This is a genomic window from Longicatena sp., assembly GCF_982403165.1.
In genome coordinates this window covers 39,953-56,185 of record NZ_CEVYEL010000004.1, presented here as the reverse complement: position 1 = coordinate 56,185, position 16,233 = coordinate 39,953, and the positions used below count along the sequence as shown (strand labels likewise).

The following is a 16,233-nucleotide window of genomic DNA, read 5'->3' as shown; positions in this document are numbered from 1 at the left end:
CTTTTCACTCATAAAATACGGTATAATAACAACAGGAGGAACGCTTATGAAGGTAATAAAAGTCACTCCTCGCGGTTATTGTAAAGGTGTCACAAGAGCCATTGCTCTTGCTCGCAAAACAGCGATGGAGTATCCCGATAAAAACATTTATGTTTTAGGTATGTTAGTACATAACCGTTTTGTCATGCAGGCTTTAGATCAACTGCATATTCATACCATTGACGATAAAACGAAAACAAGATTAGCATTGCTGCAAGAGATACCATCTGGCAGTGTAGTTATTTTTACTGCTCATGGAGTTGCCCCAGCAGTAAAGCAAAAGGCCGCAGAACTTGGCTTAATTGGTATTGATGCCAGCTGTCCAGATGTTGTAAAGACACAAGCTATTGTACAAACAAAATTAGAAGAAGGATATGATGTGTTCTATATTGGAAAAGCTTTTCATCCAGAAGCTGAAGCTGTCATCTCATTAAGCCCAAAGGTTCATTTAATAACAAATATGGAAGATATTCAGCAGTTGCCTACGACAATGTCTAAGGTTTTTGTCACAAATCAAACAACAATGTCAATATTTGATATTGAAACATTATTTACCGCGATTGCTCAAGCATATCCGCAAGCAGAGTTTTGTGAAGAAATCTGCAATGCCACAAGAATCCGTCAGCAGGCCATAGCTGAGCTTGATGCTGCTGAAATAGATGTCTTATATGTAGTTGGTGATAAACATTCCAATAACTCCAACCGCCTTGCTCAGATTGCAAAAGAGCAAGGGATCGCAAATGTTTTTCTTATTGATGATGTACACGATATCACTGATGAACAATTGGCTAACTGTAAAGCTGTAGCTATTACAGCAGGTGCTTCCACACCAACCTATCTGACAAATCAGGTGATTCAGTATCTAAACAGCTATACACCAAAATTGGCGAAACCTATTACAGAGGTGGCCAAAATCTTGCAATAAGCTTAAAAAGATAAAGTACTCTATATGATAAATAGCCATCAGAATTTAACGTTTTGATTATTAAGACTGTATAATGATTGATAAAAAATCTGTGTTTCTAGCCTTATTTAGCCGGAAACACAGATTTTTTTGATTGCGCCAATTTATTTTTTATACGTTGTATATCCTGTTTTAAATCAGCATAGCCAACATGATGTGGCTGTAACTGCTTCAAAATATTTTCTTTTTTTTCAAGAACATACATCCAATATTCTGTAAATAAAGGATGTTGATCTAAAAAAACACCAAACAAAATCTCATCCTCAGTTAATGTTTGCTCACCGCTATGTACCGATAATATTTGATAATAGTGCTGTTCATGCACCAGATCCTCACCATCAATCACAAAATGATGCTCATTCAGCCATCGTCTTAAATCATCGACATGATTATTCGATTGTAAAACAAGTTGTGTACAATGATGTGCTTTTTCTATGTCCTGTGCCAGTATGGAAGTAATACTTTCCCACCCCATACCAGCGATCGTAATACAAGTAATATCATCCGCCACATTCTGTAGACCATCACTTAATACGGTATGGATCCGATCTTCAAGATGCACTTCTTTAATTGCCTTTGCGCCCCGCTGCAATGGTCCTATATGAATATCACAGGCATAAGCTTTTTCGCACTTCCCACTTTGCATCAATGCTATTGGAAGCATAGCATGATCACATCCGATATCCGCTAAAATGCAAGGGCTATTTACCATATCGTAAATAGCCTTTAATCGTTTACTTAATTTCATCTTAAGGTTTATCAACAAAATCCTTTAAACGTTTTGAACGGGTTGGATGTTTTAGCTTACGTAATGCCTTTGCCTCAATTTGACGAATGCGTTCACGAGTAACATTAAATTCCTTGCCGACTTCTTCTAAAGTTCTTGTTCTTCCATCATATAATCCAAAACGCAGACGCAGCACCTTTTCTTCACGTTCTGTCAATCCTTGTAATACGGTATTTATTTCATCCTTTAACAGCTGATTGTTCGCATATTCATCTGGTGATAAAGCCTCTTTATCTTCAATAAAATCACCCAAATGTGAATCGTCTTCTTCACCGATTGGTGTTTCTAAAGATACTGGTTCTAGAGCAATCTTCTGAATTTCACGTACTTTTTCAGGAGAAATGTTTTCCATTTTCGCTGCAATTTCTTCTGCCGAAGGATCTCTTCCTAAATCTTGCACCAATTGACGCTGAATACGTGTTAATTTGTTAATGGTTTCAACCATATGTACAGGAATACGAATTGTTCTCGCCTGATCCGCTATGGCACGGGTAATTGCCTGGCGAATCCACCATGTTGCGTATGTTGAGAATTTAAATCCCTTTGTATAATCAAATTTTTCTACTGCTTTAACAAGGCCCATATTTCCTTCTTGAATCAGATCCAAAAACAGCATGCCTCGTCCTACATACTTTTTAGCAATAGAAACAACCAGACGAAGATTGGCTGAAATTAATTTTTTCTTAGCCTCTTCATCTCCAGCCTGTATTCTTCTGGCAATTTCTGGCTCTTCTTTCGGATCCAGCAATTCTACACGACCGATTTCTTTCAAATACATTTTAACCGGATCATTAATCTTAGTATGAGAAGAATTGGCAAAAGATTGTTCTAAGCTTTCAATCTCTGCTGCTAAAGAGTCTTCCTCTTCATCTTCATCATCTAAAAAATCAATGTCGTCATCATCACCAACAAGAGCGTCGTCATCTAATAAGTCAACATCGTCTTCATCATCTTTGACAGCGATGCCGTTGTCGCTGAACCACTGCAACAATTCATCAAAGTCTGCATCACTCATATCTAAATGTTCAACCGCATCCATGATATCTTTTTGATACAGTACCTTATTGACCTGATATGCTTCCTGCAATTCATCTTTGATTTCATCTAATGTCTTATATTCCTGCAGCTGTGCTTTGGCTTTCGTTTTTTTCATATCTCTACTTCCTTCCTTGGCAGAGCCGTTCTCCGCGTTCTTTGATAAGTTGGTTTTTCTCACCTGCTAGCTTGGCTTTTTCCATAGGATCATTCACTGTTTTGATTTTTTCATTCAGCATTTGAATCTTATCATCAAGGAAACAGTCCTTAACCTTTTCTACCGCTTCTTTCAATACTTCCATATCTACCTCTTCTCTTGCTAGCTCCCAATCTGCTATATCAAGTGCTAACGTCTTGACCGTTTCTTCTTTGATGGTATCTAACAAATCAGCGATTTCCATGAGCGTATGCGTGCGATAATAATCGATGATATAGATTGCAAGCTTATTACAAGTATCATCCTTCAAAAAACCTAATTCTTCTTTATAGTAGTTGCTGGCAGAAATACCACTTAACATCTGCGAGAGTATTTCGTATTCGGCATGACTTCGTCCACTTTTGGGAAAAGTCAAAAAACTTCGTTTTCCAAATGTTTCTTTTTTCTGAATCTGTCGTTCATTTATAGCAGTATTTTTTTCCTGCATATCAAAATCAGTCAGTTCACGAAGTCGGATATAATAGCTTTCTTTTTCAAAGTCATCCTGCAGATGCTTTATGGCATCAGCCATTTCCATAGCAAATTCTTTTTTCTGTGAATAATTATCTAAATTATATCTTGTTAATAGGTATTCAAACAGAAAGTCTATCCAAGATAAGGTACGTGAAGAGAGAGCGATCAGTTCATCTTTACCATAAGCATCAATGATCTCATCCGGATCCAATCCATACCGATTATCGACGATTTCAAATGCAATTTGTTCCTGAACGGCCATCTTCCCAAACTTATAAGTTGCATTTTTTCCTGCCATATCCCCATCATAACAAACAACGATAGGAACATGAAGCATCTTTAATAATTGCAATTGTGTTTTGGTGATGGCTGTTCCTAAAGTAGCAAGCGCATTATGCAATCCAACCTTTTCAAATGCTAAAACATCCATTGCACCTTCAACCAAGAAGACCTTTTTGGCTTTTCTTGCTTCTGGTTTCGCCCGATGATAGTTAAAGATTAAATCCCCTTTTTTATAAACATCAGTTTCTGTTGTATTTATGTATTTCGCCTCGTCACTTTCTTTTATGCGGCGGGCTGTAAATCCAACAGGATGACCATCTGCATCATGAATTGGGATCATGATACGATTCGCAAACACATCTTTCATCCCCATAGAACTCATACGGGCAAGACCGGCAGCTAAAATGTCACTATCCGGTATTTTTTTTGCATGAAGGAAACGATATAATGCATCTTCTTCAGGATTATACCCAATTGCAAAGGTTTTGATAATCGCGTCAGTAAGATTACGTTTATATAAGTATTCTTTTACATGACGAGCATCTAAAGTATCTAATTGATAGTGCGTATATTCAATTGTTTCTTGATTTGCCTTATATAAGGCAGCTAAATGAGGGTCGATTTTTTTGACAGGAAGAGCCAAAGAATGCTCAATGGGTACTCCGGCATACTCTGCCACTTTATAGACTGCCTCAATAAAAGAAATTTTTTCATACTTTTGGACAAAACCAAAGACATTGCCGCCTGTCCCACATACAAAGCATTTAAAAATCTGTTTATCCGCATTTACTGACATGGATGGGTCATGATCATCATGAAAAGGGCACTGAGCAACATAATTACGCCCTTTTCGTGTTAAAGGAACATAGCGTCCTACGACATCAACAATGTCAGCTTTGGCGCGAATCTGATTAATTTCCTGCTCACTTAATCGAGCCATGCGCTACACCACACTTTTCGCTTATAGTTTGATACGTTCTTCAATATATGATACTAAATCATTCAGATTTACACGTTCTTGTTTCATCGTATCACGTTCACGTACGGTTACACAGTTATCTTGTTCTGTTTCAAAATCCACTGTGATACAGAATGGTGTACCGATTGCATCATTACGACGATAGCGTTTTCCGATACTTCCTGCATCATCATAATCACAATTTGCAACAGGCGCCAACATCTGGAATACTTCCATACCTTTTTCGCTTAATTTCTTTGACAATGGTGTAATACATGCCTTAATCGGCGCAAGGAAAGGATGCAAATGCATAACGATACGCGTATCATTTTCTAATTCTTCTTCATCATAAGCATCGCATAAAAAGGCTAACATCAAACGTTCCACACCAACGGCTGGTTCCACACAATATGGCAAATATTTTTCATTCGTTGTAGGATCTAAATATTCTAATGATTTTTTACTTGCTTCTTGATGCTGTTTTAAATCATAATCTGTACGGTCTGCGATTCCCCATAACTCACCCCAACCAATTTGAGAGTGAAAGTTATATTCAATATCACAAGTACCCTTGCTATAGAAAGCAAGTTCTTCCGGTGTATGATCACGGAAACGCAAATGCTCAGGATCTACCCCTAAATCTGTCAAAAATTTCATACAGTAGTTTTTATAATATTCATACCATTCTAAATCTGTTCCCGGCTGACAGAAGAATTCCAACTCCATTTGTTCAAATTCACGGGTGCGGAAGATAAAGTTACCTGGCGTTATCTCATTACGGAAGCTCTTACCGATCTGACCAATACCAAACGGCAGTTTTTTACGCATAGAACGCTGAACATTTTTAAAATTGACAAACATTCCCTGCGCTGTTTCCGGACGTAAATAGATGGTATTTTTACTATCTTCCAAAATACCTTGAAAAGTCTTAAACATCAAGTTGAACTGACGAATATCAGTAAAGTTGTGCTTACCACATTTCGGACAAGCTATATGATGTTCATTGATATACTCCATCATCGCTTCATTGCTCCATCCTTCGACACTGACTTCACCATTTGTTGCTTCTTCAATCAGCTGGTCAGCACGGAAACGTGATTTACATTCCTTGCAATCCATCAAAGGATCGCTAAATCCACCAACATGTCCACTGGCAACCCACACACTAGGATTCATCAAGATAGCGGATTGGATACCGACATTATATGGTGATTCCTGAATAAAACGGCGCCACCAGGCTTTTTTTATATTTTCTTTCAATTCCACACCTAACGGCCCAAAATCCCAGGTATTAGCCAAACCACCATAGATTTCACTACCCTGATAAACAAAACCACTGTTTTTCGCGTGGGCCACGACGGTGTCAAATAATTTTTCGCTGTTCATAGATACGCCCCTTTCAAAAAAAACACATCAGCTGATGATGCTTAGCGAACAATTAAAAATAGTTACAAGAATACACTATAATATAACACTTTTTAAAGGAAAATGTCAATGCGAATCGTGTGATTTTCCATGATGTTTGCGCATTTTGTTTGAGTTCTGCTTTCCTTTTGTCACCAATTCTTTTTCCACCTAGAAAACATTTGTTTACTTAAGATAAAAAAAGCCCTATTTCACATTTCATCAAGCATTCACTATTACTTTTTCACAAAAAAAATGAAGGATCAAATTAACTTGATCCCTAATTCTAATAATATTACAATAGCTATTCTTACATTGCTATGATCGTTTTTAAAAATTTTACACTTTTCAAAGATATTCCGGCGTATTCATAAAAAAATGCATACAAATCTTCAAAATTTTGATAGGTAAAAGCTTGATAGCTTTTCAAAATATCATAATGTTCCATATGCGCCTTACATAACAAACGAAATACTTTCAAATCTTCTTTAGAACGCATAGCATCCTGTTCCATACGGTAGCAGGAATGACATATGAAACCACCATCCCTTATGGAGATTGCATAAATTGCCTTTTGATTGCCACAGCGCACACAACCATCCACGTAAGGTTCAATACCATGCATACGATTCATGATTGCTTGAAATAAACATAAAATCCGTATTGGATGCGTTGTTTCTTGTAAGATATCCAAAACCGTTTGCACGACCTCAAATACATCTTCCTCAAATTTACTGGCATCTATACATTCACAAACATACGCGGCAATGCTTTGCTTTAATAGATCTTCTCGGATATGGCGATAGCCTTCGATAATTTCGGCACTACGTAATGTGTAAATACTGCGTGTTTCTTGTAAAGGCAACTGCATACGTACATGGGTGAACAATTGGCATGCCGGAGCGTTTTTGCTTTTCACCTTTTGAATTCCCCTGGCATTCACATGCACAATGCCGCGTTTTCGACAAAGCACATGTAAGATAGCATCGTGTTCACGATATTCCTGATAACGAATGATGATGCCTTCTAACTCATCCTTCATGCGTATCCTCTAATTCTAAATAGCCGAATTGCTGCAATTTGTTACTGCGATTGCGCCAATTCTTTTCTACACGCACATATAATTCAAGTTCTACTTTTTTATGAAATTTCTCTTTCAATTCTTTTTGCGCAGCTAAGCGAATGCTGCGAATCATCGCCGCCTGTTTTCCTATCAAAATAGCTTTTTGCGATGTGCGTTCCACGACAATAAGAGCCTGTAAGAAAACAGCGGTAGCTGTTTCTTCTTTTCTTTCAATAACGACTGCTACGGAATGAGGGACTTCTTCATTAGTTTTATACAAAACCTTCTCACGAATGATTTCAGCTATCTGAAATTGTTCGCCGTGATCACTCACCATTTCATCTGGGAAAAATTTCGGTCCTTCTTCTAAATATCCCTTCGTGACTTCCAGTAAGTCATTCAGATTATCCTTTTGCAAAGCGCTGACGGGAAAAATTTCTGCAAACGTGTGACGTTCTTGCCATTGTTGCAGAGTACGAATTAGTTTTTCTTTGTCTAAAAGATCAATTTTATTTAAGATCAAAAAACATGGGATATGCGATTGTTTAATTTTTTCTAATAAAAATTCATCCCCACTGCCAAAGCTTTGTGTAGCATCCACGACCCAGAAATTAACATCAGCTTCTGCAATTGCTGTATAAGCATTACGATTTAATGTTTTCCCTAGCTCATGTTTAGGCTTATGGATTCCCGGCGTATCCGTAAAGATAAATTGCGCATCCTCTCTGGTCAGTATTCCACTAATATTGTTTCTGGTTGTTTGCGGTTTCGGGGTGGTAATGGCAATCTTCTCATTTAATAGTGCATTAAGCAGTGTGCTTTTACCAGCATTCGGACGTCCGATAATAGCGATAAATCCTGATTTATAATTCATGATAGATCCTCACTGTCAAAACTCATTGGCAATAATTCCGCAATCGTTGTCACCAATGTATCTTTTCCATTGCTTAAAACAATCGGTGTATCCTTTTCTAATAGCTCCACAAGTACCTGACGACAAGCTCCACAAGGCGTGCCGATCCGTTTACCATCGCTGACAATTGCTAAAGAAACAATATCCTGCTTGCGATAGCCTTGAGAATAAGCTGCAAATATTGCACTACGTTCAGCACAATTGCTTAAGCCATAGGATGCATTTTCAATATTGGCCCCTTGAATATATGTACCATCTTTTGTCTTTACACAAGCTCCTACATGATATTTTGAATATGGCGCATAGGCATTTTTCATCGCCGCGAATGCTTGCGTTAAAATATCATCATAACATTCCATAAATTTTACCTCCTATAATAATGATACCTGAAATAGCTGCTGCTATGGATATTACCAATACAGCGGCAGCTGCATAGTCTTTGATTTTTTTGGCTTCCAATGAATATTCCGGTGAGATTTTGTCAGTAATGGTTTCTACTGCACTATTGATAAATTCAAAGGCAATCACCAGTGCGATCATAAGAATGATCACAAGCCATTCCCATACTGTTAAGTGCAAAAAGATACAGGCAATAAAAACAAATAAGCCTATCAGACATTGTAAAGCAATGCTGTGATCATGCCGAATACCATCAAACAATCCCGCAAACGCATAGCGGAATTTATTTATGAACTTTTTTAGGAACGATTGCATCTAATATCACATCCTGTAACGCAAACATTATTTTCTCATCATCTTTTTCCATATGATCATAGCCTAACAGATGAAGCAGACCATGGGTAAACAAAAAACACACCTCTCTGCGCAACGAATGACCATATTCCGCTGCCTGATCTACCACTGCTTGAACATTTATGAAAATATCTCCTAATTCATCCAGGCCTTCCATCATTTCATAAGTATCTTCTTCATCTTTTAGCGCAAAGCTGATAACATCCGTAGGACGGTCTATATGGCGATACTCACGATTGATTTCATGAATCATTGCGGGGTCCACAAAAATGATAGAAGCGTTGTAATCTTGTGATAAAGATAATATCATTTTCGTCCGTTCGGCGATTGCTACAAAATCTTTTTTATAACGATTCCAGCGTTTCTCGCTGCTTTGATTGTTGATGATAACATTCATAAGAAACACACTCTCTTTCATACTGTTTTATTATAACATGGTTTATGATGCTCTTCCTATAAGTTTTTGCATTCTTTCATAGCAATCGAATGTTTTAAGGATAAAGATGGATATCACTAATATTAAATTAAACATTTCTTTTTCATTTGCGGTATCCATATGTAAGTATTGTGATACCATTTATGTAAAAGTTCTGTATACATCAGGTAAAAATTCTGTTAAAATAAGAGTGTTTCAGAAAGGTTTTGGGAGGTTTTCTTATGATACATACCGCAGCACAGACCCTGACCCTGTCCAGCATCAGCTGGGACTTCATTATCGGAGGATTGGCATTATTCCTTTTTGGAATCCAATTTATGGGTGACGGGCTAAAGAGTATCGCAGGAGAAAAATTAAGAGATTATATCGATAAGTACACAAACAAGCCATGGAAAGGGATCTTGGTCGGTACTATCATCACTGTATTTATTCAGTCAAGTTCAGCAACTAGCGCTATCGCAATCGGTTTTGTCCGGGCAGGCTTAATGAGCTTGGAGCAATCGGTTGGAATCATCATCGGGGCGAATATTGGTACGACCATCACGGCATTTCTGATTGGTTTAAAAGTTGAAACACTGGCATTATATTTTGTCTTCCTCGGTGTCTTAATCACATTGTTTGCAAAACGTAAAAAACAAACCTATATGGGACAGATTGTCTTAGGGTTTGGGTTATTGTTTTTTGGCCTTCGTCTAATGGGTGATGAATTGAGCAAATTGGGTGAGTTGGATTTCTTTGCAAATCTAGCTACCACCATGCAGGATCAACCAATTTTAGGATTCTTGTGTGGTATTGGAATGACTGCTGTTGTCCAATCCAGTAGTGCCGTTGTCGGCATCATTCAAAAGATTTATGATTCTGGTGCCTTGACATTGACGGCGGCTTTACCTTTTGTTTTTGGTAGTAACATCGGTACGACCATCACGGCTGTGTTTGCTTCAATCGGCGGCAGTATTTCTGCCAAACGAAGCGCTGCTGTTAATGTTTTGTTTAATGTAGTTGGTTCTATCTTATTTATGTTCTTATTACATCCTTATGTAGATCTGATCACGAATTTGAGTACCACATATCATATTTCCCCAATGATGCAAATAGCGATGGCTCACATTTTGCGTACCTTAGTAATTTCCATTCTCGCCTACCCTTGCATCAATATCATGGTCAACATCATAAAGAAAGTGATTCCAGGAGAAGAAGAAAAAATCGAACTCAATTTGGATGTACTTGATCCCAAACTGGCCGCATCCTTGCCAGCTGGAGCTTTAGGTGTTAGTAAACAGGTTACCGTGAAAATGGGTGAACTAGCAGCTGATTGCATTCGCGCAAGTCAAGATTATTTTAATAAACAATCCGGCAAGTATTGCAATGCCTCTCGACAATATGAAGATGCCATCAATTCTCTGGATGCCAAGATTACAGATTATCTGGTAAATATTGCTCATAATAGTTTGAGTGAGCATGACACGGATGAATTTATTTCCAATCTGCAAGTCATTAAAAATATAGAACGTGTCGGTGATTTGACAATGAATTTAAATGAATTCTTTGAATTAACCTATGAGGATAAAGGAAACTTTACCGATGAGGCAATTCGTGATGTGAACGAAATGTATGCAACTGTTTTAGAGATGAATGAGATGGCCTTGGCTTATTTCACAAGTCGTGATGAGTCTTATTTGAAAATGTTGGATGATAAAGAAAATTATTTGGATCTTGTTGAAGAAAAAGCTCGCCAGCGTCACTTCAAGCGTATGGCTGGTGAAGTCTGTGGATCCGGTGTTGCGGCAAGTATTTATGTTGATATCCTTGGTACCCTAGAGCGTATTGGTGACCATATATGGAACATTGCAAAAGAAGATAATGAACCTATCCCAATGCACAAAACATTAGCCGAACAAGCCATTTAATTGTTTTATCATGATGAAGACCGCTTCAGTCAAGAAACGGTCTTTTTTTTACAACATTTTTTCAGAACCTTACCAATGCTGTAAGCCTTTTTCTGATATTACTTCTATCATCCTTATCCGAAATCATAATGCTGCCCTTTTACCATATAAATGATATGTTCACAAATATTTTTTGTATGATCTCCAGCACGTTCGATATTTCTAAGCATGGCACTTATTTCAAATAGTTCTACTACCAGCGTTTCATTCGGATGTTGCAACAAATTCTGTTTCAGTTCCTCATACAGTTGGTTAATGCCTTCATCTTTTTTAGGAAGTTGAAAAGCTGCTTTTACATCACGTTGTTCATATGCCTTTAAAGTTTCTTTCAACATTTCAATAAAGCGTTTTTCCATTGCCGCCGCATATGCCATCACGTTTTCTTCTAATACTTCAGATTTAATTAAAAAAGCCGCAATATTTTTAGCATAATCTGCAATTCTCTCTAATTCACTGGCTATTTTTATATCTGCCACCACTTTGCGCAAGTCACTGGCAACCGGTGATAATAAAGCTAAAGAGCGCACGGATTGATCATTGATTTCTTCTTCTAAATGATTAATAAAATCATCTCCCTGCACTATATCCAGAGCAATTTCACGGCTTGGTTTTTCCAAAACACAAACAACTTTTTCATGCATTTGTACAACACTTTCTGCCATCCTTTTAACACTATCTTCATTAACTTCTAGCTCTTTTTCAATTTTAACCATAATCTGACCTCCTATCCAAATCGTCCGGTGATATAATCTTCTGTACGTTTATCATCCGGCTGCTGAAAAAGTTTGCTTGTTTGATTACATTCAACAACTTCACCCAAAAGGAAAAATGCCGTTTCATCACTGATACGTGATGCTTGTTGCATAGAATGTGTTACAATGACAATCGTATAGTCTTTTTTCAATTCTTCCATTAAATCTTCAATCTTGCTTGTCGCAATCGGATCTAAAGCACTGGTCGGTTCATCCATTAAAATAACTTCCGGTTCCATAGCGATTGCACGCGCAATACATAGACGCTGCTGCTGACCTCCGGACATTCCCAAAGCACTATCCTGTAAACGATCTTTAACTTCGTCCCATAAGGCGGCTTTTTTTAACGATTGTGCAACAATATTATCCAAAATTTTTCTTTTTTTTATGCCCTGACAACGCGGACCGTAAGCAATGTTGTCATAAATGGACATAGGAAAAGGATTTGGTTTTTGAAAGACCATGCCAACTTTTGTACGTAAGTCTACAACATTCATTGAAGCATCATAAATATCAACACCATCTAATGCAATACTCCCTTCAATGCGACAGCCTTCAATTACATCATTCATGCGATTTAAGCAGCGCAAAAAGGTTGATTTGCCACAGCCACTGGGGCCAATCAATGCAGTGATATGATTTTTTCTTATCGTAAGATCCACATTTATCAATGCTTGTTTTTTTCCGTAATATAAGTTCAATTTCTCTACTTGAAATATCTGTTCATCCATGTCTTTTCTCCTATCTTTCCATATTCTGTACACATAAAACGATTTACCATCTTCAGGGTTTTCCATTGCTTCTTTTTCAATACCAGGCTTTATTGAAACGCCGGCTCATCAATTTCACCAAGAGATTTAACATGAATACAAACACCAAGATCACAATTGAAATCGCACAAGCTAATTCAAAATTGGGTTGCTCACTACTCATGATGTTATAAATATGTACCGCAAGTGAAGTACCTTGGGAGAGCAGCGTTGGACTATCGTTAACATAGGTTCCCATCGTATATATTAATGCGGCACTTTCTCCGATAACACGACCAATACTCAATAAAACACCACTCAAGATGCCGGGAACGGCACATGGCAACACAATTTTAAAAATTGTCTGACTTTGGTTAGCTCCTAATGATAAAGAAGCATCACGCAGTGTTTGCGGAACGATTGCTAATGCTTCTTCGCAAGAGCGAATGATGATTGGTAATAAAATAATGGCCATTGTCAAAGAACCTAATAAAACATTCGTTGTATCAGCTCCTGCTAATTTTGTTAATGGGAATAATACAGCGACGCCCATTAAACCAAAGATGATGCTCGGGACTCCTGTCAACATCTCAATAGCACTGCGAATCCCTGAAGTGATTTTATTCTTAGCCGCATATTCATGCAAATATATGGCTGCGCCGATTCCTAAAGGTAACGCAATCAATAAGCTGATTATAATGAGATACAATGTTGTAAGTAATGAGCCACGAATACCTCCACCAGGTGTTTTGAAATAGATTTTATTAATTGAAACGGCATCTTGATCTAGCAATCTTGCTACTGTTTTCGCATCTTGTGAAACGATATTGCCAGCTAAGCGTGTAGTTCCCTGTGTTGTTTGATAGGATAAGTTTTCTAATAAATAGCCACTTTCAGCACTTATGGAAGGCTTATTTTGACGACTTTCATCCTTAAGATGAGCAAATGGGGAAGCATCATCTATTGCTTCTACAAGAACGATAGCCTCATTATTTTCATTTCTAGCATCAACGAATCCAACACCCCAACGTTCACTCCAATACATATCATCCGAGGCATCTTCAGGTGATTTATACGTACTGGGATGATTGTTTTTCTCCTGGATACTCGTCATGTAGTTTTTTGCCCAATAATCGCCTGTTAATAATTTCATTCCAAGCATACCACTACCTTTACTAAAGATGAATATGAAGATACTCAACAATAACAATACACATATTGCACTGGATGCATATGTAAGCATGTTCAATATACCATCCGTAAAACGACGTTTATTTTTTTGATTGCGCATAGTTTCATTCATTTTAATTTCCCTACTTTCTTCTTCACTAGATTCAATATTAAATTTGACAGTAGTATAACCGCCATCAGTACCAATCCAGCAGAAAAACGTATATCATAATCTAAACCGGTCGTTTCTTTCAAACCGGCCAACATGGTCGTTGTTAAAGTACGGGTAGTATCAAACAAATGAAAGGTTGGGCCGAACATCTTATTCCCTGCGACCATTGCAACAGCTGTAGCTTCGCCAAAGGCTCTGCCAATACCTAAAATGGCGCCTGCGAAAATACCTGATTTCGCTGCTGTCAAAACAACCTTAAAATGCGTTTGTGTTGCTGTAGCTCCTAAGGCCAATGAACCAAGCTCTATTTCCTTATCGACAGAGCGAATAGCCGTAATACTTAAGGCTGTAATTGTAGGGAAAATCATAATTGCCAATAATAGAATAACAGCCAATAAAGAACTTCCCCCTGCTGTAACAAAACCGAAATTAGCAGCTAAGGAACTAACAAGCAAAGTGATCGTACCAGAAGCAAATACGCCATATACGACAGAAGGTATAGATGCTAGTAATTCGATAACAGAACTCAAAAGTACGGCAATACGCTTTGGCGCTATTTTTGCGATATAAAGAGCAGTGAGCACGGATATCGGAAAGGATAGCAGCATAGCCCCAAAAGCAGAAATGAGCGTATTAACGATAATAAATCCAACACCGTAAATCCCCTGATCTTGGCGCCATGTCATACCAGTTATAAACGGAAGAAAATCAACACTGCCATACGTATAATTGGGAAGAAAAGGTGCTATGCCTTTGATACTGATAAATACGATGATCACTGCAATCGCGCTGGATGCTAAAAGTGCCATCATCAAAAAGAGTTTTTTCATCCTTTGATCTTTTCTTAATTTCTTTTGATTCTCTATTGTATTAATATACTGTTTTACATAACTCTTCATTTTTACCCTTCCTCTTATCATAGGAAAGAACAGCTCTTCATTTCCCTTTGAGCTGTCCTTTTCAAACACGAATTATTTTACATCTTCCCAATTCGTAGTTTCACCAGTAAAGATTGCTTTTAGCTGTGCCTGTGTCAAATTGGCAAAGTCGTTATTCTCTTTATTTACAACAGCCACAACAGCATCAATACAGTATTGTCCACTCTTCATAGCTTTCGATATATCACCATCTTCTTCCTTAAAGGCACGTGATGCAAAACCGATATCGCCACGATTTGCTCCATCTTTTTCTGCACCTAATACACGTTTTGTAGCATCTCCACTACCCGAATGATTCATAACAAATTGGAAATTACCTGCCATTGGTGAAAATTGTTCTAGTGCAGCTTTTAATGTCTTTTCCACAGAAGTGGAACCACATGTCGTAATGGTAATTTTTGAATTATCTTTTGTTACAACTGGATATTTTTTCGCTAGTTCATCCCAAGATTTTGCTTTGCTCATATCAACTTCACCGCCGTTTTTCGCGACAACTGCCATACCTTCGCTGGAATTTTGAAGATAATCCAAGAATGCCAGTACCAACTGTTCTTTATCTGCACTGCCAAAATCATTTTTGGCTCTTGTCACAAAGTTGAATGGTCGCTGCAGTTGATAAGAACCATCCAATACAGTTTCGCTGCTTGCTGTCACACCCTCAAATTGCAAAGCTTTGACATTGTTCTTGGCAAAGTCTGTAGATAGTGATGTATAACCGATACCGTTTTTATCAGCACCCACTTTCGCCGCCATATCATCGTTACTGGAAACCTCATTTGCCTGCTTTGTCAGCTTTCCTTCAAAGTCTATTCCTTTCTCAAAAGCTTCTCGAGTTCCACTTGATGCATCTCTTGTATACACCTTGATAGCACCTGTGACTTTTCCTGCATCATCACCTGTTGCATTTCCACAACCTGCTAATAATCCTAACACAACTAAACTTACAAATATTTTTTTCATCTTAACCTCCATCTAACCGTTTTTTTAACGGCAACATATTCCTCCTTGAATACGCTCTTATCTTAAACCATAAATATAAATAGACCATCAATGTCGTGTTAAGCATTTGTTAAATAATTGTGATAATTACACTCTTTATAAAAAAAGAAATCATTCGGGTAATCACTAATACATTGCTTATTACCTTTCCTGTTTTTCTTACCAGCTATATAGAATTTTCCAAAATTTCCTTGCCAAGTTTA

Annotated in this window: 16 protein-coding genes; 2 read left to right on the top strand and 14 right to left on the bottom strand. The window is 37.7% G+C overall.

What is annotated here, in order from left to right; genetic code table 11:
- Positions 1-46: 46 nt before the first annotated feature.
- Positions 47-964, top strand: a complete 918-nt coding sequence (ispH, locus tag AC1VS3_RS01535) for a 4-hydroxy-3-methylbut-2-enyl diphosphate reductase (protein WP_008688423.1) — start codon at positions 47-49, stop codon at positions 962-964.
- A 103-nt stretch (positions 965-1,067) separates the two neighbouring features.
- On the opposite strand, the gene AC1VS3_RS01530 is transcribed toward ispH, so the two are convergent.
- From AC1VS3_RS01530 to ybeY, 9 genes are all read right to left on the bottom strand, one after another.
- Entirely contained in the window at positions 1,068-1,751 is a 684-nt protein-coding gene (locus AC1VS3_RS01530; RefSeq protein WP_017144654.1) for a tRNA (adenine(22)-N(1))-methyltransferase, read from the bottom strand.
- Between the two features lies 1 nt (position 1,752).
- Positions 1,753-2,943, bottom strand: a complete 1,191-nt coding sequence (gene rpoD / locus AC1VS3_RS01525; RefSeq protein WP_008688418.1) for an RNA polymerase sigma factor RpoD — start codon at positions 2,941-2,943, stop codon at positions 1,753-1,755.
- A 4-nt stretch (positions 2,944-2,947) separates the two neighbouring features.
- Positions 2,948-4,717, bottom strand: coding sequence for a DNA primase (gene dnaG, locus AC1VS3_RS01520; RefSeq protein ID WP_008688416.1), 1,770 nt, complete (start codon positions 4,715-4,717; stop codon positions 2,948-2,950).
- Between the two features lie 21 nt (positions 4,718-4,738).
- Complete coding sequence (locus AC1VS3_RS01515; protein ID WP_008688414.1) at positions 4,739-6,121, bottom strand: glycine--tRNA ligase; 1,383 nt, start codon at positions 6,119-6,121, stop codon at positions 4,739-4,741.
- Positions 6,122-6,449: 328 nt separating this feature from the next.
- A complete protein-coding gene (gene recO / locus AC1VS3_RS01510; RefSeq protein ID WP_008688413.1) occupies positions 6,450-7,181 on the bottom strand; it encodes a DNA repair protein RecO in 732 nt (243 codons plus the stop codon).
- Positions 7,171-8,076, bottom strand: coding sequence for a GTPase Era (era, locus tag AC1VS3_RS01505; protein ID WP_008688412.1), 906 nt, complete (start codon positions 8,074-8,076; stop codon positions 7,171-7,173). Before era ends, recO begins: the two co-directional genes overlap by 11 nt.
- Entirely contained in the window at positions 8,073-8,474 is a 402-nt protein-coding gene (gene cdd / locus AC1VS3_RS01500) for a cytidine deaminase (RefSeq protein ID WP_008688411.1), read from the bottom strand. Before cdd ends, era begins: the two co-directional genes overlap by 4 nt.
- Positions 8,461-8,829, bottom strand: coding sequence for a diacylglycerol kinase (locus tag AC1VS3_RS01495; protein ID WP_008688410.1), 369 nt, complete (start codon positions 8,827-8,829; stop codon positions 8,461-8,463). The genes cdd and AC1VS3_RS01495 overlap by 14 nt, the downstream gene beginning before the upstream one ends.
- Positions 8,798-9,286 carry an rRNA maturation RNase YbeY gene (gene ybeY / locus AC1VS3_RS01490; protein WP_008978401.1) on the bottom strand — a complete coding sequence of 163 codons (489 nt, stop codon included), beginning with the start codon at positions 9,284-9,286 and terminating at the stop codon, positions 8,798-8,800. Before ybeY ends, AC1VS3_RS01495 begins: the two co-directional genes overlap by 32 nt.
- 239 nt (positions 9,287-9,525) lie before the next feature.
- Between ybeY and AC1VS3_RS01485 the strand changes: the two genes are divergently transcribed.
- Positions 9,526-11,211 (top strand): Na/Pi cotransporter family protein, encoded by a 1,686-nt coding sequence (locus AC1VS3_RS01485; RefSeq protein ID WP_008688408.1) that lies wholly within the window; start codon positions 9,526-9,528, stop codon positions 11,209-11,211.
- Between the two features lie 113 nt (positions 11,212-11,324).
- On the opposite strand, the gene phoU is transcribed toward AC1VS3_RS01485, so the two are convergent.
- From phoU to AC1VS3_RS01460, 5 genes are all read right to left on the bottom strand, one after another.
- A complete protein-coding gene (gene phoU / locus AC1VS3_RS01480; RefSeq protein WP_008688407.1) occupies positions 11,325-11,963 on the bottom strand; it encodes a phosphate signaling complex protein PhoU in 639 nt (212 codons plus the stop codon).
- Positions 11,964-11,974: 11 nt separating this feature from the next.
- Entirely contained in the window at positions 11,975-12,733 is a 759-nt protein-coding gene (gene pstB / locus AC1VS3_RS01475) for a phosphate ABC transporter ATP-binding protein PstB (protein ID WP_008688406.1), read from the bottom strand.
- Between the two features lie 76 nt (positions 12,734-12,809).
- Positions 12,810-14,054, bottom strand: coding sequence for a phosphate ABC transporter permease PstA (gene pstA, locus AC1VS3_RS01470; RefSeq protein ID WP_008688404.1), 1,245 nt, complete (start codon positions 14,052-14,054; stop codon positions 12,810-12,812).
- Positions 14,051-14,992, bottom strand: a complete 942-nt coding sequence (gene pstC / locus AC1VS3_RS01465; RefSeq protein WP_008688403.1) for a phosphate ABC transporter permease subunit PstC — start codon at positions 14,990-14,992, stop codon at positions 14,051-14,053. The genes pstA and pstC overlap by 4 nt, the downstream gene beginning before the upstream one ends.
- Positions 14,993-15,064: 72 nt before the next feature.
- Positions 15,065-15,991, bottom strand: a complete 927-nt coding sequence (locus AC1VS3_RS01460) for a substrate-binding domain-containing protein (protein ID WP_008688402.1) — start codon at positions 15,989-15,991, stop codon at positions 15,065-15,067.
- Positions 15,992-16,233 lie beyond the last annotated feature (242 nt).